The sequence below is a fragment of the Aurantimonas sp. E1-2-R+4 genome, from assembly GCF_036549515.1.
Lineage (GTDB): Bacteria > Pseudomonadota > Alphaproteobacteria > Rhizobiales > Rhizobiaceae > Aurantimonas > Aurantimonas coralicida_A.
The window spans coordinates 65,650-87,197 of record NZ_JAZHLK010000015.1 but is presented as its reverse complement, the minus strand read 5'-3'; the positions used below and the strand labels follow the sequence as shown (position 1 = coordinate 87,197).

At 63.1% G+C, this 21,548-nt stretch carries 20 protein-coding genes and 1 pseudogene; 11 read left to right on the top strand and 10 right to left on the bottom strand.

Annotation, left to right across the window (positions count from 1 at the left end):
- Positions 1-358: 358 nt before the first annotated feature.
- The 3 genes from VQ045_RS09335 to VQ045_RS09325 are packed head-to-tail and all read right to left on the bottom strand — an operon-like array spanning position 359 to position 5,227.
- A complete protein-coding gene (locus tag VQ045_RS09335) occupies positions 359-1,486 on the bottom strand; it encodes an ABC transporter permease (protein WP_327646754.1) in 1,128 nt (375 codons plus the stop codon).
- A complete protein-coding gene (gene rbbA / locus VQ045_RS09330) occupies positions 1,486-4,233 on the bottom strand; it encodes a ribosome-associated ATPase/putative transporter RbbA (RefSeq protein WP_331829923.1) in 2,748 nt (915 codons plus the stop codon). Before rbbA ends, VQ045_RS09335 begins: the two co-directional genes overlap by 1 nt.
- Complete coding sequence (locus VQ045_RS09325; protein WP_331829920.1) at positions 4,226-5,227, bottom strand: HlyD family secretion protein; 1,002 nt, start codon at positions 5,225-5,227, stop codon at positions 4,226-4,228. Before VQ045_RS09325 ends, rbbA begins: the two co-directional genes overlap by 8 nt.
- Positions 5,228-5,861: 634 nt before the next feature.
- Between VQ045_RS09325 and VQ045_RS09320 the strand changes: the two genes are divergently transcribed.
- The 4 genes from VQ045_RS09320 (at position 5,862) to VQ045_RS09305 (ending at position 8,019) form a co-directional block, all read left to right on the top strand.
- Positions 5,862-6,275 (top strand): hypothetical protein, encoded by a 414-nt coding sequence (locus VQ045_RS09320; RefSeq protein WP_327646752.1) that lies wholly within the window; start codon positions 5,862-5,864, stop codon positions 6,273-6,275.
- Positions 6,276-6,441: 166 nt separating this feature from the next.
- Complete coding sequence (locus VQ045_RS09315) at positions 6,442-6,798, top strand: hypothetical protein (RefSeq protein WP_327646751.1); 357 nt, start codon at positions 6,442-6,444, stop codon at positions 6,796-6,798.
- A 174-nt stretch (positions 6,799-6,972) separates the two neighbouring features.
- On the top strand, positions 6,973-7,470 hold the full coding sequence (locus VQ045_RS09310; protein ID WP_331829919.1) for a cytochrome c: 498 nt from the start codon (positions 6,973-6,975) through the stop codon (positions 7,468-7,470).
- Positions 7,471-7,617: 147 nt separating this feature from the next.
- The gene (locus VQ045_RS09305; RefSeq protein WP_331829918.1) at positions 7,618-8,019 is read left to right on the top strand and encodes a hypothetical protein; all 402 of its coding nucleotides are present in this window, start codon (positions 7,618-7,620) and stop codon (positions 8,017-8,019) included.
- 10 nt (positions 8,020-8,029) lie between these two features.
- Here VQ045_RS09305 and VQ045_RS09300 read toward each other — a convergent pair whose 3' ends face one another.
- Together VQ045_RS09300 and VQ045_RS09295 are read right to left on the bottom strand one after the other, a co-directional pair.
- Positions 8,030-9,370, bottom strand: a complete 1,341-nt coding sequence (locus tag VQ045_RS09300) for an ATP-binding protein (protein WP_331829917.1) — start codon at positions 9,368-9,370, stop codon at positions 8,030-8,032.
- Positions 9,367-10,026: a response regulator transcription factor gene (locus VQ045_RS09295; protein WP_327646746.1), complete on the bottom strand. Its 660-nt coding sequence runs from the start codon at positions 10,024-10,026 to the stop codon at positions 9,367-9,369. The genes VQ045_RS09300 and VQ045_RS09295 overlap by 4 nt, the downstream gene beginning before the upstream one ends.
- Before the next feature lie 145 nt (positions 10,027-10,171).
- Between VQ045_RS09295 and VQ045_RS09290 the strand changes: the two genes are divergently transcribed.
- The 7 genes from VQ045_RS09290 to VQ045_RS09260 all read left to right on the top strand — a co-directional run bounded on the left by VQ045_RS09290 (position 10,172) and on the right by VQ045_RS09260 (position 16,260).
- Positions 10,172-10,549: a PepSY domain-containing protein gene (locus VQ045_RS09290; protein ID WP_331829916.1), complete on the top strand. Its 378-nt coding sequence runs from the start codon at positions 10,172-10,174 to the stop codon at positions 10,547-10,549.
- Positions 10,549-11,163 carry a cytochrome b/b6 domain-containing protein gene (locus VQ045_RS09285; RefSeq protein WP_331829915.1) on the top strand — a complete coding sequence of 205 codons (615 nt, stop codon included), beginning with the start codon at positions 10,549-10,551 and terminating at the stop codon, positions 11,161-11,163. Before VQ045_RS09290 ends, VQ045_RS09285 begins: the two co-directional genes overlap by 1 nt.
- 209 nt (positions 11,164-11,372) lie before the next feature.
- A complete protein-coding gene (locus VQ045_RS09280; RefSeq protein WP_331829914.1) occupies positions 11,373-11,870 on the top strand; it encodes a hypothetical protein in 498 nt (165 codons plus the stop codon).
- Positions 11,871-12,211: 341 nt separating this feature from the next.
- Entirely contained in the window at positions 12,212-12,550 is a 339-nt protein-coding gene (locus VQ045_RS09275; protein ID WP_327646740.1) for a hypothetical protein, read from the top strand.
- A gap of 50 nt (positions 12,551-12,600) precedes the next feature.
- Positions 12,601-13,071, top strand: a complete 471-nt coding sequence (locus VQ045_RS09270) for a DUF2271 domain-containing protein (RefSeq protein ID WP_327646739.1) — start codon at positions 12,601-12,603, stop codon at positions 13,069-13,071.
- An 11-nt stretch (positions 13,072-13,082) separates the two neighbouring features.
- The gene (locus tag VQ045_RS09265) at positions 13,083-15,290 is read left to right on the top strand and encodes a PepSY domain-containing protein (protein WP_331829913.1); all 2,208 of its coding nucleotides are present in this window, start codon (positions 13,083-13,085) and stop codon (positions 15,288-15,290) included.
- A complete protein-coding gene (locus VQ045_RS09260; protein WP_331829912.1) occupies positions 15,271-16,260 on the top strand; it encodes an FAD:protein FMN transferase in 990 nt (329 codons plus the stop codon). The genes VQ045_RS09265 and VQ045_RS09260 overlap by 20 nt, the downstream gene beginning before the upstream one ends.
- Before the next feature lie 304 nt (positions 16,261-16,564).
- Here the strand turns inward: VQ045_RS09260 and VQ045_RS09255 are convergent, their stop codons facing one another.
- From VQ045_RS09255 to VQ045_RS09235, 5 genes and pseudogenes are all read right to left on the bottom strand, one after another.
- Positions 16,565-17,482 carry a histone deacetylase family protein gene (locus VQ045_RS09255; protein WP_331829911.1) on the bottom strand — a complete coding sequence of 306 codons (918 nt, stop codon included), beginning with the start codon at positions 17,480-17,482 and terminating at the stop codon, positions 16,565-16,567.
- 3 nt (positions 17,483-17,485) lie between these two features.
- The gene (locus VQ045_RS09250) at positions 17,486-20,179 is read right to left on the bottom strand and encodes a bifunctional acetate--CoA ligase family protein/GNAT family N-acetyltransferase (RefSeq protein WP_331829910.1); all 2,694 of its coding nucleotides are present in this window, start codon (positions 20,177-20,179) and stop codon (positions 17,486-17,488) included.
- 357 nt (positions 20,180-20,536) lie between these two features.
- Positions 20,537-20,644 (bottom strand): annotated as a pseudogene (locus VQ045_RS09245) (IS5/IS1182 family transposase); the annotation flags it as partial.
- A gap of 61 nt (positions 20,645-20,705) precedes the next feature.
- Positions 20,706-21,137, bottom strand: coding sequence for a type II toxin-antitoxin system VapC family toxin (locus VQ045_RS09240; RefSeq protein ID WP_327646735.1), 432 nt, complete (start codon positions 21,135-21,137; stop codon positions 20,706-20,708).
- Complete coding sequence (locus VQ045_RS09235) at positions 21,134-21,433, bottom strand: hypothetical protein (RefSeq protein WP_327646734.1); 300 nt, start codon at positions 21,431-21,433, stop codon at positions 21,134-21,136. The genes VQ045_RS09240 and VQ045_RS09235 overlap by 4 nt, the downstream gene beginning before the upstream one ends.
- Between the last annotated feature and the right edge of the window lie 115 nt (positions 21,434-21,548).

Sequence of the window (21,548 nt, the reverse complement as noted above, 5' to 3'; positions counted from 1 at the left end):
CGTGTGAAGGGGAACCGGTGCTGCCATGACAAACCTCCGTTTGTCACAGTGATTCAGAATTCTGTCAGCTTGGGAATCCCCGAAGAGTCGGCCTTCGCTCCCGTTGGTATAACTAACCCATACCTCGATCCTTGCCAATGGCGGATCCGCAAGCGACTGAATGGGAAACGTTCGCCAGGATAACGCGCTGTCCATCGAGATATCCATAGCGTCGGACCGGGATGCGTGATGACGTGGATTGTCGAGGGACACCAACCGTTTTTATGTATGCGGCTCCATGCCGAGTATCCGACGCTGTCGTCCAACCTGCCTGGGTGAGGGGGCGTGCCAAGTCTCGCCCACCTTTCTTGTTGTCGCTCTACCGGGCGGCTGACATGGTTGCGCGAAAGCGTGATAGCGCCATAAGGAATAGGACCGTTCCGATAACCGCCATCGCCGCGAGCTGACGCCAGACGATGTCGATGCCAGCGCCGCGAAACAGAACCGCCTGCGCAAAGCTCGTAAAATGGGTCGATGGGGCGGCCTGCATGATGATCTGCAACAGCTGCGGCATGCCATCGAGCGGCGAGGTGCCGCCGGAGAGCATATTCATCACGACAAAGAACGGAATTGCCAAAAGGGCGAATTGCGGCATTGAATTGGCGAAGGTCGACAGCACGATCCCCAGGGCGGTCATCGCATAGAGAAACACCGACGTACCGAGCACGAACAGCGCGATCGAACCGCTGATCCTGACCGAGAGCACTCCCTGGACGACGACGTATAGCGACAGGATGACCGCCAGCACGATCGCCAGCCCGTTGGCCCAGATCTTGGCCATCATGATTTCACCCGGTGTCACTGGCATGACCAGCAAATGCTCGATCGTGCCACGTTCGCGTTCCCGGATGACCGCGGCGCCCGACAGGATCAGGGACAGCATCGTGATGTTCGATACGATCTGCATCACCGACATGAACCAGCTCGAATCGAGATTCGGGTTGAACGCCGTGCGCATCGTCAAGGTGACCGGTGGGGTTGGCGTCCGGTCCGAACGGCTCAGGAACTCGGAGAGCTGATTGGTGATGATCGTCTGAATATAGGCGGCCCCATTTCCGGCCAGCGTCATGGCGGTCGCATCGACGTTGACCTGGACCTGCGGTCGGTGACCGGCAAGGACGTCGGTCTGGAAGTTGATGGGAATATCGACCACGAACGCGTAGCGACCCGCGTCCATGGCCGGGTCGATCTGATCGATCGCGAGGGTGGCGGGGGACTGAAAATAGGGCTTGAGAAACGCCGCGCGGATCTGGCGCGACAGGTCGGAATGATCCTCGTCCACCACGGCGATGGACGCATTGCGCAATTCAGTCTGCACACCGGTTGCAACGGTGTAGATCGCAAATGTAAAGGTGAAGAAAATCAAAAACAGCAGGACGGGATCGCGCCGAAGGCTGTTCAGCTCCTTTACACCCAGGCGAAAGATATTCTTCAATCGCTTGCGCATCAGGCTTCCTGCTTTTTCAGAAAGAACGTGGCGAGCGTCCAGAATATAACACAGAAGGCAGCAAGCCAGAGATAGCTCTGGTACAGATCGGTGAAGCCAAGACCCTTGTTGAACGTGCCGCTGGTGATCTTTTGGAAGTATAGCGCCGGGAATGCATGCCCGATGATACGTCCGGCGCCTTGCAGCGTCGAAACAGGATAGAGCATTCCGGAAAAATTCAGGCTCGGAATCATCACGATGATGGCCGATCCGAAAATCGCCGCAAGCTGCGTCGAGACGAAGGATGAAATCACCAGACCCAGCGAAGTGGCGGCCGTGGCGAACAGGATCGCGCCGACGAAGAGCGCAAGGAAGTTTCCGGTGATCGGAACCTGAAAGAACCCCGACATCAGGATGACGAGACTGGCAAAACTCGCCATCGCGATTCCGATATAAGGCAGCTGTTTGCCGATCAGAAATTCCAGCTTGCTGGCCGGCGCGGCATATAAATTGGTGATTGATCCCAGTTCCTTCTCCCTGACGACGCCGAGCGCCGTCAGCATTGTCGCGAACATGTAGATCAACAGCATGAGGACGCCTGGTGAGATCGCGTAGACGCTCAAGAACGCCTGATTGTACCGAAAGCGCGTTTCGATATCGGCAAGCGGGGCGACGGATTGGCCGACCGGTTCCCGTCTGGAAAATTCCGCCAGATAACTGGCCAGCACCCCTTGCACGTAGCCGCGCGACGTTTCTGCCTGAAACGTCACCGCGCCGTCGAACCAGGCGCCGATATCCGGTGAGTGGCCGGCCAGCAGATCGCGCCCGAAGCTCGGGGGGACAATGAGCGCAAACCGCAACTCCCCGCTCCGCAAGCGTTGGTCGAGCTCGGCGCGGGTGCTGATCTCGGGACGTTTGTCGAAGTAGCGGGAGTTGGAAAAATTCTCGAGGAATGCGCGACTTTCCTGAGACCGGTCCTGATCCAGGACCGCGTAGGTGAGTTTCTCCACGTCGAACGAAATCCCGTAGGCCATGGCGATCGCGAGCACGAGCGGTCCGAGCAATGCGAAAGCGATGCGAATAGGATCGCGGATCAATTCCATCGCCTCACGCCGCGCGAACGCCCACATGCGCCGCGCATCGAAGATGGAATGGGTCGCGGCGTGTGTCGCGGTCGCGGCCGGTGAAGCATCACCCCGTGGAACGTCGCTCTGCGCGTCCGTTTCATCGATGCCGGCCGCATCCTCGAGATAGCCGATGAACGCATCCTCCAGCGTCTCGGAACCGCGCGCCTGTCGCAGCGCGTCCGGAGCATCCATCGCCAGGATCTTGCCGGCATGCATGAGGGAGATACGATCGCACCGCTCCGCCTCGTTGACGAAATGGGTGGAGATGAAGATCGTCACGCCGTCCTCACGAGACAAAGCGATTAGCATGCGCCAGAATTCGTCGCGGGCCACCGGATCGACCCCCGATGTCGGCTCGTCGAGAATCAGCATTTCCGGCCTGTGGATCACCGCCACGGCGAGCTGCAATCGCTGGCGCACACCGAGCGGCAGGCTCTGGGGCAACTCATCGGCCACATCGACGAGATCGAAGCGCTCGATCATTTCCCGCACGCGGGCAGGGGACTCGGCTTTGGGAAGATCGAAGAGGCTTGCGTGCAGATCCAGGTTTTGGCGAACGCTGAGTTCGCCGTAGAGTGAGAACGACTGCGACATGTAGCCGACGCGCCGGCGGGTCTCCATGTCGTTCGCGTCGACCGGGTTTCCGAACAGCCTGGCCGTGCCCTCGGTGGGCGGTAGCAGGCCGGTCAGCATTTTCATGGTCGTCGTCTTGCCGCAGCCGTTCGAGCCGAGAAAACCGAAGATTTCACCGCGTTCGATCGTGACGGTCACGTGGTCGACGGCGGTGAAATCTCCAAACCGCATGGTGAGGCCGCTGGCTTCGATCGCAGGCACGCCGTCATGGGAGACTCTTGGTGGCAATTCCACCACTGTATGGCCCGCGCGTTTGGCCTCCGGCAGCAAGGCAATGAACGCTTCTTCGAGTGTCTCGCGGCCGGTGCGGATCTTCAGTTCGGCCGATGTGCCTGTCGCAAGGATTTTCCCGTCATCCATGGCGATCAGGTGATCGAACCCATCCGCCTCTTCCATGTATGCCGTGGCCGTGATCACGCTCATGTGGGAACGGCGCGTTCGGATGCGGTCGATCAACTGCCAGAATTGTCGCCGGGACAGGGGGTCGACGCCGGTGGTCGGCTCGTCCAGGATCAGCAGTTCGGGGTCATGAATGAGCGAACAACACAGCGACAATTTCTGCTTCATGCCACCTGACAGCTTGCCGGCTGGCCGGTCCGAAAAAGGACGCAGACCCGTACTGTGCAGCAGGTCATCGATCCGCCAGGCGCGCTCGGACGCGGACTGGCCGAAAAGCCGGCCGAAAAAATCGACGTTCTCCCGGACCGATAGTGTTGGATACAGGTTACGCCCCAGGCCCTGCGGCATGTAGGCGATCCGCATGCAGGCTTCGTCACGGTAGCGGCGCCCGGCCATGTCACCGCCCAGAACCGTGACCTGTCCCGTCTGGATTTTTCGCACGCCCGCGATGAGGCCGAGTAGCGTGGACTTGCCGACGCCGTCGGGACCGATCAGCCCGATCATGCGGCCCGCGGAAACGTCAATCGAGACATCGTCAAGCGCTGTCACGGCCTCGTAGCGGTGGCTGACCGATACGAGTTGCGCAACGGGCGGCGCGACCTCAGGCATCATCAGGACTTTCCAGCTCGGGTAAATTGATCTGGAGCCGTTCGGGCCATTCCGCGTTGGGCGAAATTCTGACGTAAGCCATGCCCGTGATGCCCGCTTTCACCCTCTGCGCGTAGCGTGCGAGTATTTCCGGCGGCAGGCGTACCTTGACCCGAAACATGAGCTTCTCACGCTCACTCTGGGTCTCGACGTATTTCGGCGTGAACTGGGCATCCGCGGCAACGAAGGACACGGTCGCCGGCACGACATATTGCGGTGCCGCGTCGGGAACGATGCGAGCTTCCGCACCGATCTCCAGCGGCCCGGCCTCTTCAGTCGGCAAGAAGATGGTCATGTAGACGTCCGTCAGATCAAGAAGTGTCAGGATACGGCCGCCGGCAGGCAGAACCTCTCCGGGTTGCGCGACCCGGTACTGGATGCGCCCGCTCCTTGGCGCGGTCAGCACGGAGTCCTTCATGTTCTCAGCGATGCGCTTGGTCCGAGCAGCCGCGGCGGCGACGGCGGCCTTGGCTCGTTCGATCCCCGCCTCGGCGGATCTGACCGCGGCCTCCGCTGTCAACTTCGCCGCCTGCCGTTGCTCGACCTTTTCAAGCGGCGTGTAGCCCTTCTCCCCGAGCGAGCGGGATCGTTCATATTCCTGCTCCGCCAGAGCCAGTTCACTCTTCCTCTGGGCAAGCAGTGCGATTGCCTGATCCAGCTGTTGCTCGCTTTCGTTTCCAGCCGCTTTGCTCTCCTGGAGCTGCGCCTCAAGTTCGGCGGTGTCCATTCTGGCAAGGACTTGCCCCGCCGTTACGGTAGCGCCTTCGTCGACCAGCACCTCCTTCACGCGGCCGGAAAATTTCGTCGCGATATCCACCCGTTCGGCTTCCAGGCGCCCGTTGGATTGTGCGAAACCGGCCGGCAGTTCAGCCGGCTTGAACTGGAGCCACGCGAAATACCCGCCTCCGCCGAGGAGCACCGCGCCCAAGAGCAACAAACCCAGCTTCCATCGCATGAAAAGCCCGTCCTTATCGTGGCGCCGCGGCTCCGGGGAGCCAGGCGACCTTCAATGATTGTCCCACAGGTCTTAGTGCGGGATTTACCGTCATGCCTTGATCGAGCGCATATTCGCCGCGCAGCATCTTGGACCTGCAAGCTGTTGAACCGGGTAGATCTCGTCCACCATCGTGATCCGGTGACCGCGGCAGCAGGTGGTAGCGGTCTGCCTCAGCGACCCAGGCCGATCGCGCAGCCCGACCCGGAGCGTGGGGGCCACGCTGGNCGGCAGCAGGTGGTAGCGGTCTGCCTCAGCGACCCAGGCCGATCGCGCAGCCCGACCCGGAGCGTGGGGGCCACGCTGGCAGCCCGCTGTAGCAGGACCTCGCAGATCGCGATCTGCGAAGTGCCGCAATGATAACATGCGAACGGATTGTTGGTCCGAGGGTCACGTTCCAACATTCAAACACAGCTCAAACTTGACAGTTTGTGATTGATAGCTAACATAATAAGACAGGCCTGTTAAGGGTGAAAGTCATGCGATCTCTACCGAGGATGGGCATTCACCGGCCACCGTCGCGGTCGTGCGCATCCTTTCAGGTCGATGTCCGAAACTTCCATGCCGATTTTTGAATCGAGAAGGCATTGAGACGATGGCCAGACCTCCCGCATCAAGACCCCGTTGGATCATCGTCCTGGCGATTATCGCGGTCGTCTTCGGCGTGCTGACGCTTTATTCCGGCGGTGCCGTTCTTGTTAGCGACGGGCCGGAACGAGCCGCGGCTGGGGCCTACGTGCCGTTCGTGCTGTGGTTCAATGTCATCGCCGGATTGGCCTACATCATCGCCGGCATCGGCCTTTATAGTTGGCGAAGATGGGCAGTGAATTTATCGATACTTCTGGCTGTTGCAACGTTGCTGGTATTTGCTGCATTCGGTGTGCATATTATGACAGGTGGAAGTTATGAGGTGCGCACGATCGTCGCCATGACCTTGAGAAGTACGGTGTGGCTGACCATCGCGTCTTTCGCTTGGGTGTTGTGGACCAGACGAGACCAAGCGGAATGAGAGTGCCTTTCGAAGGAGGTCCCATCCACGCAAGTGGGCGGCGCGGCCTCTTGCGTCTCGTCGAGAATGCCGGTCCCGACAGATTGAAGACGAACACCTCAGATCGGCAGCTCGGGTCCGTATGAGTGCAATGGCAATTTATAGGAACGGACAAGCGGAGAGACGAATGACACGACTTCCCTGGCTTCTTCTTTTTTCAGCAATTTGGCTCGGCGTCGGCTCGACGTCGTCCGTCGCCGCGGAGATTTTGACCCCGCAGCAGATTTCCCAACAGATCGTGGGCAGAAAGCTGACCGCCAGTCGCATGGGAATGAGAGTCGACATGATCTATGCGTCGGATGGCACTGTGAGCATGAAATCTCTGCTCATGTCTGGTTCCGGGAGTTGGAGCTACAGCGCAGATGGCATCTGCATGGTGATGATCAGCGGTCCACGCCGTGGCAAAACCTGTGTCACCTTCGAGCCCCTGGGTGGCGGGAAGTACGTCAATTCCGAAGGGATCACACTGACTGTTCGCGAATAGGCTCGGGGCTGGAGCGCGTGCCGCCTCGGCCAAACCAGTCTGGCTAGTTGTGAGCCGACTGCCGCGCCCAACATGGGCAACCCGAAGTCCGGCAATCCAATCATTGCCGATACGCCCGGATGCTACGTGCTTCAGAAATAGGCCAATTGACGATAAAGAAGAGGAGACAAGAGGATGATGGACAAGATCGCCGACAGAAAGCGCTCGTGGAGCATTCGGGGCGCTCTATGGCTTGGGATCGTCGCAAGTGTTGCTATCGATGGCTCGGTACTGGCACAGAGCGCGGAGCCGGTTTCCCCGAAGCTGACTGACACGCTTCGAGACCTACTGCGCAAGGAGATGGTTTCCATAGAGGATGCCAGCAAGCAGATCCTGTCCGCACTGGTGGCTGGGGATAACGCCCGCGTGGCGGAACTAGCCCAGCGCATCCATGACAGCTTCATCCTGCAACAGTCGATGACGCCCGAAGATAGGAAGAATCTCATGGCGGCTGTTCCAAAGGGGTTCGTTGAACAGGACCGTGCTTTTCATGCGATTTCGGCGGTGCTTGCCGATGCCGCGCGGTCCGGAAACAGGGCGCGACAGCAGGAAGAGTTCGGCAAGATGGTCGAGGCATGTAGCGCATGCCACGCCGAATACGCCACAGACCGCTTTCCGAAACTCGCCGAATGAACGCGTCATCCTCGCTTTTCGCGCCCAGGCCTCAACGTATTTGATCTGCGGACCAGGGTACGTCGCTTGGGACGGATATCCACGTGTTTCACAAACGGGCAATCGGGTCATGGGGGCTATTGTCGACAGCATCGCAGGACGTGAGGAATGACGACAAGTCGAAAATTCGGTCTGCTGATCGCGGCTGCCGTGGCGGTTGTGTTCGGGGCGCTCACCATCTTTTCGGGCGGACGCGCGCTCTTCGGCGGGACCGCGGCCCGCGCTGCGGTGGGCGACGCTGTGCCGTTCGTGCTGTGGTTCAACTTTCTGGCGGGGTTCGCCTATGTCGCGGCGGGGATCGGCCTGATCCTGCGGCAGCATTGGGCCGTCTGGCTCTCGATTGCCATTTTGGCGGGCACCGTTCTGGTCCTGCTGGCTTTCGGGGTGCATGTGATGCAAGGCGGCGCCTACGAGATGCGCACCGTCGGCGCGATGATCCTGCGCACGGTTGTGTGGGCTGCCATAGCCGCCGTGGCTTTTCGGAACATTGGGCGCGCTGCGGCTGTTTGAATGGCCTCCCTCAGTCCGGTTGCCGACCTATCGGTGCCTGGAACGATGCCTCGAAACCGTCCGCCCGGCCCGGGGAGGGCGATTGCAGCGTGAGCGTCGCCTGCGCCCCGTCCGCGATGGCCTTGGCGATCGACAGGCCCAGCCCGCTGCCCTCCGATATGGCCTGCCCACGCTCGAAACGCGCTGTGAGTCGCGCCAGCGTTTCGGGCGGGACGGAGGAGCCCTCGTTGATTACGCGCAGGGAACGGCGCGGCGTCAGGATCACCTGAACGGGGGCTTCGCCGGTACCGTGGCGTAGCGCGTTCTCGATCAGGTTGCGGGCGAGGATCGCAAAGGCGTCGGGGTCGATATCGGACAGGACCGGTGCGTCCGACAATTCGAGGTCAATGCGCTCTTTCCCGGCGATCCCCTCAAGATCCGAGACGACCATGCGCAGCACGGGCCGCAGGTCCGTCGCGGTGTCGCGCCGCAATCGCCCGCCCTCGGCTCGGGCCAGTTGCATCAGCTTCTCGGACAGCCGCGTCAACCGTTTGAGGGCGGTCTCGATCTCGCCCGCCCTTTGGGTCACGGCAGGATCGGGTGTTTCCGTCATCAACCTTTGAGTCTGTGCCAGCGCCGCCGCCACGGGAGTGCGCAATTCATGCGCGGCATTGGCGGTGAAGTTACGCTCGGCCTCCAGCGTACGCCGCAGCCGGTCCAGAAGCTGGTTGACGGCCTCAGCCACCGGCAGGATCTCATTTGGAAGATTGCTGTCGCCAACCTCGGACAGATCGCGGGCGCCGCGGCTGGCCAGCGCGCGGCTGAACCGGCGAACGGGCCGCAAGCTGCGCCGGACGATCACCAGCACCCCGAGAAGGCTGATCGGAATGACGAGGATCAGGGGTAGAGCGAGGCCAGCCAAAGCCTCGCGCGCCACGTCGGCACGGTGGCTCAATGGCTCGGCGACGGCGATGGTGATCGTCCCTTGCAGCGCCGCGTCGTAGTAGAGCCGATGCGTCGCCGTCTGGCGGAAGCCCATGCCATCGAATGCCGGGAATACTACGTCCTCGGTTCCGTGCGAGCGCAACAGCACGCGATCTTGGTCGTCTCGAACGATGTAGGTGAAAAATTCATCGTGGCTTCGCAGGGTGGCGATGCTCTGGCTGACGCCCTGCTCTTCGCGGTCGATGATGTCCATCACTGCCAGCGGCAGGATGCGTTGTGCGGTTTCCTCGAGCGCGGAATCGAACACCTCGTTCATCTCGCCGCGCAGGATGGCTGCCGTCGCCCATGCGGTTGCCAGCCAGAGGAGGGCCAAGCCCAGTCCCAGCCCAAGCGCCAGCCGTGCCTGTAGTGAGCCGGGCCATCTCATGCGGCGCCCAGCCGATAGCCGAAGCCGCGCACCGTCTCGATCCAGTCGTGCCCCAGCTTCTTGCGCAACCGGCTGACATGGACTTCGATCGTGTTGCTCTCGATCTCGGTCTCGAATGAGTAGAGCCGTTCTTCGAGCTGCGCCTTGGACAGGATCTGCCCGGGCCGCTGCACCAAGGCCTCGAACAACATCCATTCGCGGGCGGTCAGAGGTACGACCTTTCCGCCCCGACGGATAGTTCTTGCCGCGAGGTCGATTTCCAGATCCCCAAGCGTGATCAGCGGGTTGGGGTTGCCGGAATAGCGCCGGGCAACAGCGTTCAGTCGCGCCGAGAGCTCGGACAGGTCGAAAGGTTTGACCATGTAGTCGTCGGCGCCGGCGTTCAGCCCCTCGATCCGGTCGCTGATCTGGTCAAGCGCGGTCAGGATGATCACGGGGGTCACATCGCCTCGCACCCTCAAGGCGCGCAAAAACGGCTGGCCACGCCCATCGGGTAGCATCAAGTCCAGCAAGATCAGGTCGTAGACCGCCACCCCCAGATATCCGCTCGCCGCGTCTAGCCGGGTGGCCCAGTCCACCGAATGGCCGTCGGCGGCGATCTGGTCGCGCACTGCGGCGCCCAGCACCGTGTCATCCTCGATCAGCAACACACGCATGTCGTTCCGGTCCCATTTGCCCTGTCGGTCCCTTATCCCCTGCGAAAATTACAGGCACCTGACGTGAAGAGGCGGTGTCCTTCAGGTCGCCGTCAGAATAGCGCGCGACAAGGGGGTATCACCACCAGCTACGGGAGACGGAACGATGAAGAAATCCCTGATGGCCGTCGCACTTCTGTCGGGCGTTGTCGCGACCGGTGCTGCCTATGCCGATGACGACGATTGCAATGTCCCTATGGCCAGTTGGCAACCGCGCCAGGCGGTCCAGAAGATGGCCGAGGCGCAGGGTTGGTCCGTGCGCCGGATCAAGACCGATGACGGCTGCTATGAGATCGATGGCAGCGACGCCCAAGGCCGTGAGATCGAGGTCACGGTCGATCCCGGCACGCTGGCCATCGTCGAAACGGAGTATGACGACGAGGGCAACCGGCCGGACATGAACACCGCTCCTGCCGGAACGGTGGCACCGCCCGATAGTGGTCTGTTCACCCCGGGCAGCAAGCCCGGCGTTGTTGTCGAGTGATGATCCGCGTCTGGGACCCGGTGGTGCGTCTGTTCCACTGGGCGCTGGTCGTGGCCTTTGCGGTCACCTGGTTGACGGCGGACGAGCTTCAGCGGGTTCATGAAATTGCGGGCTACGTTGTGGCAGGCCTCGTCGCGTTTCGGTTGGTCTGGGGCCTTGTCGGCAGCCGCTACGTGCGCTTCGCGCAGTTCCTGCGCGGTCCGGCCACCACGCTCGCCTATCTGGGTGACATGGCGAGGGGACGAGAACGCCGCTATCTTGGCCACAACCCGGCGGCCGCGGCGATGATCGTGGCGCTGCTCGTCACACTGTCCGGCACCGCCTTCACCGGCTGGCTGATGGAAGAGCCGAGCCGTGTCGCGATGCTTGTTGATCTGCCGCAGATCGTTACTGCCGCCCATGCCGACGAGGACGGCGGCGAAGCCGGGTATGGTGAAGCGGAAACGGGAGGCCCGCTGAAGGAAGTGCATGAGACACTCGCCAACCTGATGCTCCTCCTCGTTGCGCTGCACGTGGGAGGCGTGGTGCTCGCCTCGTTCCGCCATCACGAGAATCTCGCCCGTGCCATGATCACGGGCAACAAGCGCGCGCCCGGCCCCCGCGATATCGCCTGATCCTGATTTTAAGTGCCGCGTGCCCCTCGACCCGGACTGAGCCCTGCCTGCGTGGCGGGGCTTTTTTCCTGACACCAAGCTGAAGCAGAAACTTCGTCGCTGTCAGGAAGCTCTCAGGTGGCAGCACCAGATTGATCGTATCGATTCAAGCAAGATCCACACTGAAAACGAATCGCGGATCAGACACGCTTCAATCAAAGGAGAAGACCATGCACGCGTCATTCATCGTTTCTGCTGTCGCATCCGTATTTGCTGCGACGGCTTCGGCAGCTCCGCTTGAAGCCCCCTACGTGCTGAGCGTGGCCCATGCGGACTTCCTCACGCAGATCGAGAAAGTTGCCGGTACGCCGGGTCAGATCGGCGGCGCGGCCCGCACCGCGGCCGATCGTCTGGGCCCGCACATCGAGGCGGAGGAGAGGGCGGTCGCGCCGTTCCTCGGGCTCATCAAGGAGGTCGCGGAAGGAAAGGCCGTGGCAGGGTCTCAGCCGACATTGGCGAGCCTGCAGGCGGAACTGCCCCTGCTGATCGACGGTCAGGTCGAGGCCATCGGCGCGCTGGCAGAGCTGTACGCCGCGGGAGAGGAGGGAGGCCGGCCGGATGTATCGCGTCTTGCCGAGAGGATCATCTGGCATGAGATGAGCGATGCGGAGTTTCTCTACCCGACCGCCGTTCTCATCGGCTCTACCGTTGAGGCCGACCGCCGGTAGCCGGATCGGCCCGGAGTCCGCTCAACGGCCATGATCCGGCCCGAAGTGGATATGGGCAAGACGCAAGCGCTCGGCGCGCGCCATCGAAATGGCAGCGTTCGTGCAGCAGGGTTCCCGTGAAGGTCGGCAGTTGCAGCCGGCCTTCCGTGATTCCGGCGAACCGCGGACAATGATGATCCGGACTGCGACGATAGCCCCATCCCGGCAAGAACTCAGAACGTCGAACGGATGCGACCATTTTCCTGCCTGACACCAAGCTGAAGCGGAAACCGCGTCGCTGTCAGGAAGCCCTCAGGTGCCGTCTCCAAATTGATCCTATCGGATCCAAGGAGGACCTCACCATGCGTAAACCCCTCGCCCTGCTTGCCACCACCACGGCGCTGACGCTCGCCATCGGCGTGTCCGCGTGGAGCGCGCTGCGAACCCCGCCGGACGGCGAGGAAAGCAGCTTCACCGCATTCGTCCACGACGGAGCGGAGTCGCTTCAGTTCCTCCTCGTCAGCGACGACGACGATGACGACCGCCGGCGGTCCAGCCGCCGCGATGACGACGATGATGACGATGACGATGACGATGACGACTACAACAACGGGCCCAACCCCGCGCCGGCCAAGTCGGTCGCGCCGCCGCAGAACCCTCTCTTCGGCAACGGCGTCGCGCCGCACGTCCAAGTGAACTGATCCCGGCCCGTCGCCCCCGTCCTCACCCCTCAACGATAAGGCAGAACCCGATGAAAGTCGTTCTAGCAACGCTCGCGCTGACGACCGCACTGACGCTTCCCAGCCTCGCCGCCGCGCGTCCCGTCGTGCTGACCACGACGCTCAACACCTATGGCGGTGATGGCGCCTATCTTGCCTACTATGTCACCGATGCGCAGGGCGCCTATGTCGGCAGTCTCTGGATGGCTGGCGGCAAGTCGAAGTACTACGAACACCTCTCGGACTGGTATCGCGCCACTGGAGGTGATGCCGCCCAGATCAACGGCATCACCGGCGCCAGTGTGGGCGCCGGACGCGAGCTGTCGATTACGCTGGACCTGGCCGATGCGCTGTTCGATGCGGGATACACGCTGCACGTCGACGCGGCCGTCGAGGACATGCGCGACAGTCCGAACGAGGTGGCCGTGCCGCTGACGACGAACGGTGCAAATACGCCGGTGCGCGGCCGCCGCTACATCGCCAACTTCAGCTACGGCATGTGAGGGGGCGAGTCATGCTCCGGGTGCTCCATCGCTGGCCGGGCCTCGTGGCTCTGGCTCTCATCACCGTTCTGGCGCTCAGCGGGGCGGCGCTGTCCGTCTTTCCGGCGGCGGAGCGCCTCGCTGCGCCGCAGGCAGAAGCCGGTCTGACCGTGGCCGACCTCGCTTCGCGCATTCAGGCTGTCTATCCTGGCGTCGAGCAGATCCGCCGCGCACCGTCCAGCCGGATCACCGCCTACTGGTTCGACGCCGGCACGCCGGGCGCCGCAGTCATCGATCCGGCCACGGGAGAGGGGATCGCTTCGGCTGACCCCAATCAGACCGAGCGCTGGCTGACCAACCTGCACCGGTCCCTGTTCCTTGGAGACGGCGGACGCATCGCCATGGCGGCGGCCGCTTTGGCGATGCTCGTCCTTTCGGTTTCCGGGGCGCTTCTGGTCGCGCGGCGGGCAGGTAGGTGGCGCCGCTGGTTCTCCCCGCTGCGCGGTCCGATGCCAGGCCGCCTGCATGTGGAGATCGCCCGCGTCGCGGTGTTGGGCCTCGCGCTCTCTTCAGCCACCGCGCTCTGGATGACGGCCTCCACCTTCGATCTTTTACCCGACGGCGGTGTGCCGCTTGCCGTCCCGTCCGAGATGAGCGGCGAAACCGGCGTGGAGATCGGTGCGATCGACCTGCTCGGCGGAACCCCGACCGCGGAACTTCGCGAACTGAGCTTTCCCTATCCCGGCGACGCAACCGATGTCTTCACGCTGAAAACCGACCGGGGCACCGGGTATCTCGATCAGGGCACGGGCGCACTGCTTGGCTGGGCTGACCTGACCGGGTGGGAGCGCCTCTCGGAAACGATCTACATGCTGCACACCGGCAAAGGAGCGGCAACGCTGGGGCTGGTGCTCGGGCTGATGGCTCTCGGCGTGCCGGTGATGGGCGGAAGCGGGATGGTGCTGTGGTGGGCGGGGCGGCGGAGCAGACCGCAGATCCGTGCCAACCAGCCAGCTTCCCGGGCCGAAACAATCATTCTGGTCGGCAGCGAGGGTGGCAGTACATGGAGCTTTGCCGCGACGCTGCACAAGGCGCTGACGGATGCGGGCCAGAGCGTTCATGCTGCATCGATGTCGGCCTTCGATCCGGCCCGCTACACCCGCGCGCAGCAGATCGTCGTTCTCGCCGCGACCTATGGCGACGGCGATGCGCCGGCATCGGCCAGAGGGTTCCTCGACCGGGTCGCGCAGCTCGAAGCGCCGCCCGCCGCAGCTTTCGCGGTGCTGGGTTTCGGCGACCGCAGCTTCCCGGCCTACTGCGCCTTCGCCCGCGCCGTTGCCGAGAGGGTTGAGGCGCGGGGCAGGAAGATGCTGCTGCCGTTCGACACGGTCGACCGCCAGTCGCCGCAGGATTTCGCCCGCTGGGGCCGGGCGCTCGGCACCGCCATGGAGATCGAACTCGAGCTCGGCCACCAGCCGGTTCTGCCGGCGACAGAGGCGCTGACCCTGATCTCGCGCCGCGACTACGGGGCCGAGGTGCAGGCGCCGACCGCAATCCTGCGCTTCGCCCCGCCCACGGCCTCGCTCTGGAGGCGCGTGCTCGGCCGCGGCTTCGGAGGCTTTCGGCCCGGCGATCTTCTGGGCATCGTCCCCGACGGATCCGCCGTGCCCCGGTTCTACTCGCTCGCCTCGGGACGCGGCGATGGCTTCGTCGAGATCGTGGTGAAGAAGCACCCCGGCGGTCTTTGCTCCGGGCAGCTTCTCGACCTTCAACCCGGGCAGATGGTCCGATCCTTCGTTCGCCGAAACCCAGGCTTCCGCCCGGCACGCGGGCGATCGCCCGTCATCCTGATCGGCGCTGGCACAGGCATCGGACCACTTGCCGGATTCGCGCGGACCAATCGGCGCGCCCGGCCGATGCACCTGTGGTTCGGCGCCCGGCACCCCGACAGCGATTTACTCTATGGCACGGAGATCGCCGGTTGGCGGACGGAAGGCCGGCTTGCCTCTATCACGACCGCGTTCTCACGGACGGAGCAGCGGGCCTATGTCCAGGATGCGCTGCGAAGGGACGCCCCGAAGGTCGCGCGACTGATCGCCGACGGCGCGCAGGTGCTGGTCTGTGGCGGACGCGACATGGCTGCGGGGGTGGCGGAGGCGCTGACGGATATCCTGACCCCGCAGGGTTTGACACCTGCGATGTTGAAAGCGGAGAATCGCTATGCCGAGGACGTTTACTGATCTGGTTCGCCACGCGCTGAATGGGCCAACCATGGGCACCCGCTGGTCGGCGCTATTCGATGCATCGCCCGCTACGGACCCCGTTCCGATCCGTTGCGCGTTGGCCGAAAGCGTGGGCCTGGTGGATCGCCAGATGTCCACCTGGAAGCCCGATAGCGACCTGATGTGTGTCAATCGCGCGCCGGTGGGTGAATGGGTTTCGGTCCCTCCCGAACTGATGGAGGTTTTGGCCCGCGGCCTCGAGATCGGGCAGCTGTCCGATGGCGCCTTCGATATCGGCATGGGCGACATCGTCACCGCCTGGGGGTTCGGGCCGCAGCATACGGACACACAGGCGATGCGGGCCGCCCTGGGCAGTGCCCACGCCTTGGCGCATGAGGTTCTCGATCTTGACCGCGATGCGTTGCGGGTTCGCAAACACGCGCTCATGACGCTGGACCTGGCGGGAATCGCCAAAGGTTACGCCGTCGATCGCATGATGGCGGTGCTGGGACGCTTCGGGATCACGGACGCCCTGGTGGGGCTCGATGGCGAAATGCGCGCATGCGGTCAGCGCTCCGATGGCCGCCCCTGGACGGTGGCGCTGGAGCGACCCGACTTCGAGACACGCGCGCCGCTCTCGATCCTGGAACTGGCGGATTGCGCAGTCGCGACATCCGGTGACTACCGACACTGGCTTGATGTCGGCGGATGGCGCCTGTCCCACACCATGGACCCGGCCCGCGGCGGCCCGGCGACCGGGTCGCCGGCATCGGTCACCGTGCTGGGGGAAAGCTGCATGGACGCGGACGCCTGGGCCACGGCACTTATGGTGCGGGGCGCGCGCGCCGGGCTAGAGGTTGCACGACATCGCGGGTTGAAAGCGATTTTCATCGAACGTGTCGGCGAAACCCTGCGTCAGAGCCGCGTCGGATGGATGGACGGGAAGGAGCATCCGGCTGCGCACTCACCGGTCGCGTTGACGCCCTGAATCAGACCCGTAGAGGCGTAAAACTTCCCTTGTGGATCGTCGCTGATGACGCGTCAGCCATGCAAGGTCGCGGGCGTGGGCGCTGGCCAACAAGATCGCCCGCGCGATCTGGGCGCTTCTCGTCGCGGGCGGCATATATCGGGCGCCGGTGATCATGGCGAAAGCGAGCGGCAAGGTGCCAAAGCGTGATGAACCTAAGGGGCGATGCCTTGATGCCAAACAGACCGTCAGAGGCACTGCGCCTTCGAGCGCGGGAAATTGAATAGGCGATCAGTATCGCGGATACCGGAACCGCTCGCGGCGCTCACCCGATCAGCGCTTTCAGATGCGCGACGACGCTGCGAGCGAGCGCCGCGGGTTCGTAGCCGCCCTCAAGCATGGAGAGCACGCGGCCTTCGCCATGCGCGCGTGCGACGCCAAGAAGCTTGTCGGTCACCCATACGTAGTCGGCCTCCGTCAGGCAGAGGTCCGACATGTCGTCTAGAATATGGGCGTCGAAGCCTGCCGAAATGAACACCATCTGCGGTGCGAAGCGTTCGAGGGCAGGGAGCCAATGATCGGCAACCGCTTCGCGAAACTCCGGTCCGGTCGCGCTGGCGGCAAGCGGGATAGCGACGAGGTTGGGCGTCTCGGATGCATGGCCGGTAAAGGGATAAAATGGGTGCTGGAAGGATGAGCAGAACAGAACCCGCTTGTCATGCTTGAAGATTTCCTCCGTGCCATTGCCGTGATGAGCGTCGAAATCGATGATCGCGACACGCTTCAGCCCATGCGCATCGAGCGCATGGGCTGAAGCGACGGCAATGTTATTGAACAGGCAAAAGCCGAGCGCCGCGCCCGCCTCGGCATGGTGGCCCGGCGGGCGGACCGGACAGAAAACCGGGCCGGCCTCGCCGGAGAGGATCAGGTCGACGCCGAGGACACCGGCGCCAGCCGCCCGTTGCGCCGCGCGCAAGGTACCGGGCGACAACACTGTGTCACCGTCGATCGCCACCAAGCCGGCGGCGGGCGACGTGGCTTCGAGCCGGTCGAGATAGACCGGTTCATGCACGCGCTCAAGCTGGGCGCGGGTGACAAGCGGTGCGTCGTAATGCCGAACCACGAAATCGAGGCCGGACGAAATCATCTGGTTCGAAATCGCGTCCAGACGCCCGCGCGTGTCGGGGTGGAGTGGCCCGGCGTCGTGTTCCAGGCAGTCGGGGTGCGAAACGATACCGAGCATGCCTCAGAGCGCCCGCTCGACGAAGACAAGCCCGGGGTCGTCGGGATCGGGACTTTCCGAGAAACCGAGTTCCGCCATCAGTTGCAGCATCGAGGCGTTGCGCGCCAGCACCGTGCCCTCCATCACCGCCAGGCTGTGCTCGTCGCGCGCCGCTTCCATCAGCGCCTTCATCAGCCGCGTGCCGATGCCCTGCTTCTGCACCTCGTCAGAGACCACGACGGCGAACTCGCAGCTTGTCATATCCGGATTGATGACGTAGCGCGCGACGCCTTGCTGACGTGGTCCGCGCGGACCTTCGGTCATCGCAACCAGTGCCATCTCGCGGCGATAGTCGATTTGCGTGAAACGCACGAGCATCTCCTGCGAAAGCTGGTTCAGCGTGCCCATGAATCTGAACTGCCTGGCTTCCGGCGAGAGTTCGCGCACAAAGGTCTGCTCGCTTTCGGCATCCTCCGGGCGGATCGGCCGGATGGTCAGTGGAGTGCCGTCGGCGAGGTGCTCCTTCCAGACGAGATGGCGCGGGAACGGATGGATCGCGACATGGTCATACGGACCGCTGCGCGCCGGCGGTCGGGCGATAGCGATGCGCGCATCGACGGCGATGACGCCATCGCGACCGGCAAACAGCGGGTTGATGTCGAGTTCCGTCACCTCGGCTAATTCGCAGACGAGATCGGAAATGCGCAACAGCACCTCCACCACCGCCTCGCGGTCCACCGCCGGGCGGTCGCGAAAGGCGTCGAGCAGGCGCGACACCCGTGTGCGGTTGATCAGTCGATTTGCCAGAACCGTGTTCAGCGGTGGTAGCGAGACGGCGCTGTCGCGCAGCACTTCGACCATCGTGCCGCCTGCTCCAAACAGGATAGTCGGACCGAACACCGGATCGCGGCTGGCTCCGATGACAAGCTCGCGCGCATCCTCCACATGGGCCATGCGCTCAACAGTAACGCCGAGAAAAGCTGCATCGGCGCGTGTTTTCGCTATCCCCGCGGCGATTTCCCGGAAGGCAAGCTTGACGTCGGCTGCATTCATGACGTTGAGGCGTACGCCGCCGATATCCGACTTGTGGGTGATGTCAGGCGAGTTGACCTTCATCGCGACCGGAAAGCCGACCGTCTCGGCGGCGATCACCGCAGCGGCGGGAGTTGCGGCCTCGATGGTGACGTTGATCGGAATGTTGAAGGCATGCAGCAGGGCCTTGGATTCGATGTCGGAGAGCATGCTGCGCCCCTCGCTGAGTGCGTCGGCGATAATCATCCGCGCTCCGCTCAGATCCGGCGAGAAGGCGTTGCCGGGGCCGGGGGTTTCCAGCGCCAGCTTCCGGTGCCGGTAGTGCTGGGCCAGATAGGAGAATGCCTCGACCGCACGCTCGGGCGTGGTGAAATCGGGAATGCCGTTTTCGCTCAGATGGAAGCGTCCCTCGGCGACCGAGCTTTCGCCCATCCAGCAGGCGAGCACCGGCTTGGTGGGTTTTTCGGCGAGGGCCGAAACAACCGCTTCCGCGACCGCAGTCGCGTCGGTCATCGCCTGAGGTGTGAGCATCACGAGCAGACCGTCGAAATTCGGATCGGCGAGGGCAGCCTTCACCGCGGCCTTAAACTGGTCGGGCGCGGCGTCGCCGAGAATGTCGATCGGGTTGGCGCGCGACCAATAGGGCGGCAGGATCTTGTCCAGCGCCGTGACGGTGGCCTCCGACGGAGCGGCGAGATCCACGTCCATGTCGCCCGCGCGATCCGCGGCAAGAACGCCCGCGCCTCCGCCATTGGTGACGATGCCAAGCCTGTTGCCTTTCGAGCGTTTGTTGGCCGACAGGATCTCGGCCGCGGCGAAGAGTTGGCCGAAGGTGCGGGCCCGCACAGCCCCGGCGCGCGCAAGTGCGGCATCGAAGACCTCGTCCGATCCTATCAGCGCGCCCGTATGGGTGTGGGCGGCCGTCGAACTCTGGTTGTGGCGGCCGGCCTTCAACACAATGACCGGCTTTGTGCGTGCTGCGGCGCGTAGCGCGCTCAGGAACGACGGCGCATTGCGCACGCCCTCGACGTAGAGAAGGATCGCCTCGGTCTTCGGGTCGACGGCAAGGAAATGCAGGGCATCGCCAAAGTCGATGTCAGCTGAGTTGCCGAGTGAGACGATCGCCGAAAAGCCGAGATGATGTGGTGCAGCCCAGTCGGCGATGGCCGAGCAAAGCGCGCCGGATTGCGAGATCAGAGCAAGACGGCCCTGCGGCACACCGGAATTCAGGAAAGTTGCGTTCAACCCGAGCCAGGGACGGACAAGCCCGACGCAGTTTGGACCGAGAAAGCGCATGTTCGCGCGGTGCGCGGCGTCGAGCAGTTGGCGATGCAGCCGCTGGCCTTCCGCACCAGCCTCCACGAAGCCCGCCGACAGGACGATAGCATTTCTGATGCGCTTTTCGCCACAATCCGCGATGATCTGCGGGATCGTGCGCGCCGGCGTGGCAATGACCGCCAGATCGATGTCGCCGGGCACATCGAGGATCGAGCGGTAGCATGCCACTCCACCGATTTCCTTGTGCTTTGGATTGACCGGAACGAGGCGGCCCTTGAAGTCTCCGGTGGTCAAATTCGACCAGACCTTCGCCCCGACACTGTTTTTTGCATCGCTGGCGCCGAACAGGGCGATGGATTCCGGATTGAAAAGTCGATGAAGTGGACTTCGGTCGAGAAGGGCTTGCATGGCGTCGAACCTTTGGGCGGGGATCGGGCGGTTAACGGCGAGGCAGAACGACCTAGCTCCGACCGCCCAGCGCGCGGCTTGGCGTGATTTCGCGGCGATGGTATCCGCCCGGCATGACGGAACGTTGATCTTTATCAAGCAAGCAAGGCGATTTTACCGCAGCGCGGACCAGCCTTTGGGACGCTGACGGCCGTTCTTTCGCTGCAAGAATATTGCGCCGCCGCATTGTCCGGCCGTCGACATTCCCGAGCATTTCCGGAGGATGCACGATCCGCGCGAAGTGCCCTCGCGCGAGAATATCGGCGAAGCGCGGATTGGGAACGCCCGCCGGACTTTAGAGTTGGTCCGGAAAGTTATTCATTTCAAACAGAACCTTCGGATCATGAAGCGGATAGACGCCAGTTTGAGGAAGGCGAGCGCGTTGCGCGACAGGTTCTCGAAGTCTTTGGACAGCCTGCGGCTCCGTCTACTCTATTTGGGTTTCAGCCATCATATCTCCCAACGCATTCGTTGAACCGGCTCTGCACTAGATCGCTCCGCGCATAGGATTGACGATCTCAACTCCGACAAAGTCCTTTTCATTGTATGTTACTACCACGCAGTCGTTCGCACCTGCGACAGCAGCGATAATCATTTCGAGCCCACCGCGCGGCTTACCGGCCGCTTTCCCCGCCGCCATCAGCTGCGCCCAGATGAGGCCTGCTTTGTCGTCGAACGACAGGATGCGGCCCGCAAACAGAGCCTGAGGCCCTTCAGGCCCCGAGAACCATTTGCCCAGAGCCTCGCGCTTCTTGCCCCATGGCTTCTCCAACATTCCGCAGCGGATTTCTGCAATGGTCAGTGACGCAATGAACAGGTCCTCATCGCGTTGTGTCGACATCCACGCCAAGAGCGAGTCTGATGGTTGCGGTTTGACGACATTGCTAATGATGTTGGTGTCCAGGAGATAGCGCGTCACAGGTCGACCTTGCGTCTCTCTTCACGGGGGCGCGGAAGATCGAGTTCCGCACTCACCAGCGGCGAACGCCGCAGCGCAGCGAGGATGCCGCCAGGTTTCGGGGGATCGCCAGCGATCGACTTGCTGACGGTTGCGCGAAGCTCTGAGGCCTCGGGCGTGTCCTCGGACAGGCGCCTGGCCAGCGATCGGATGAGGTCGCGATCAGCGTCTCGGCCGAGCACTTCGAAGCGCGCAAGGCCGCGCTCGCCAAGGCGAGAGCGATAATTTTGAATGGCGCGCTTTTGTGAACTTCCCATAATCGGCTCCGAATTATTTCCAGTAATATAGCCAGAGCGATGGCCAGTGGCAAGGTCGCGCGGTCGGCGGAGGGTGGCCGCAGCGCAATGACACGGCCGCCGATCGCGTGATATG

What these genes read in the sequence shown, in the direction of transcription:
- VQ045_RS09305 (WP_331829918.1), top strand. Translation starts at nt 7,618, where the DNA reads ATGACGACAAGTCGAAAATTCGGTCTGCTGATCGCGGCTGCCGTGGCG.
- VQ045_RS09275 (WP_327646740.1), top strand. Translation starts at nt 12,212, where the DNA reads ATGCGTAAACCCCTCGCCCTGCTTGCCACCACCACGGCGCTGACGCTC.
- rbbA (WP_331829923.1), bottom strand. Translation starts at nt 4,233, where the DNA reads ATGCCTGAGGTCGCGCCGCCCGTTGCGCAACTCGTATCGGTCAGCCAC.
- VQ045_RS09270 (WP_327646739.1), top strand. Translation starts at nt 12,601, where the DNA reads ATGAAAGTCGTTCTAGCAACGCTCGCGCTGACGACCGCACTGACGCTT.
- VQ045_RS09260 (WP_331829912.1), top strand. Translation starts at nt 15,271, where the DNA reads ATGCCGAGGACGTTTACTGATCTGGTTCGCCACGCGCTGAATGGGCCA.
- VQ045_RS09315 (WP_327646751.1), top strand. Translation starts at nt 6,442, where the DNA reads ATGACACGACTTCCCTGGCTTCTTCTTTTTTCAGCAATTTGGCTCGGC.
- VQ045_RS09265 (WP_331829913.1), top strand. Translation starts at nt 13,083, where the DNA reads ATGCTCCGGGTGCTCCATCGCTGGCCGGGCCTCGTGGCTCTGGCTCTC.
- VQ045_RS09325 (WP_331829920.1), bottom strand. Translation starts at nt 5,227, where the DNA reads ATGCGATGGAAGCTGGGTTTGTTGCTCTTGGGCGCGGTGCTCCTCGGC.
- VQ045_RS09335 (WP_327646754.1), bottom strand. Translation starts at nt 1,486, where the DNA reads ATGCGCAAGCGATTGAAGAATATCTTTCGCCTGGGTGTAAAGGAGCTG.
- VQ045_RS09285 (WP_331829915.1), top strand. Translation starts at nt 10,549, where the DNA reads ATGATCCGCGTCTGGGACCCGGTGGTGCGTCTGTTCCACTGGGCGCTG.
- VQ045_RS09320 (WP_327646752.1), top strand. Translation starts at nt 5,862, where the DNA reads ATGGCCAGACCTCCCGCATCAAGACCCCGTTGGATCATCGTCCTGGCG.
- VQ045_RS09255 (WP_331829911.1), bottom strand. Translation starts at nt 17,482, where the DNA reads ATGCTCGGTATCGTTTCGCACCCCGACTGCCTGGAACACGACGCCGGG.
- VQ045_RS09235 (WP_327646734.1), bottom strand. Translation starts at nt 21,433, where the DNA reads ATGGGAAGTTCACAAAAGCGCGCCATTCAAAATTATCGCTCTCGCCTT.
- VQ045_RS09310 (WP_331829919.1), top strand. Translation starts at nt 6,973, where the DNA reads ATGATGGACAAGATCGCCGACAGAAAGCGCTCGTGGAGCATTCGGGGC.
- VQ045_RS09295 (WP_327646746.1), bottom strand. Translation starts at nt 10,026, where the DNA reads ATGCGTGTGTTGCTGATCGAGGATGACACGGTGCTGGGCGCCGCAGTG.
- VQ045_RS09250 (WP_331829910.1), bottom strand. Translation starts at nt 20,179, where the DNA reads ATGCAAGCCCTTCTCGACCGAAGTCCACTTCATCGACTTTTCAATCCG.
- VQ045_RS09280 (WP_331829914.1), top strand. Translation starts at nt 11,373, where the DNA reads ATGCACGCGTCATTCATCGTTTCTGCTGTCGCATCCGTATTTGCTGCG.
- VQ045_RS09300 (WP_331829917.1), bottom strand. Translation starts at nt 9,370, where the DNA reads ATGAGATGGCCCGGCTCACTACAGGCACGGCTGGCGCTTGGGCTGGGA.
- VQ045_RS09290 (WP_331829916.1), top strand. Translation starts at nt 10,172, where the DNA reads ATGAAGAAATCCCTGATGGCCGTCGCACTTCTGTCGGGCGTTGTCGCG.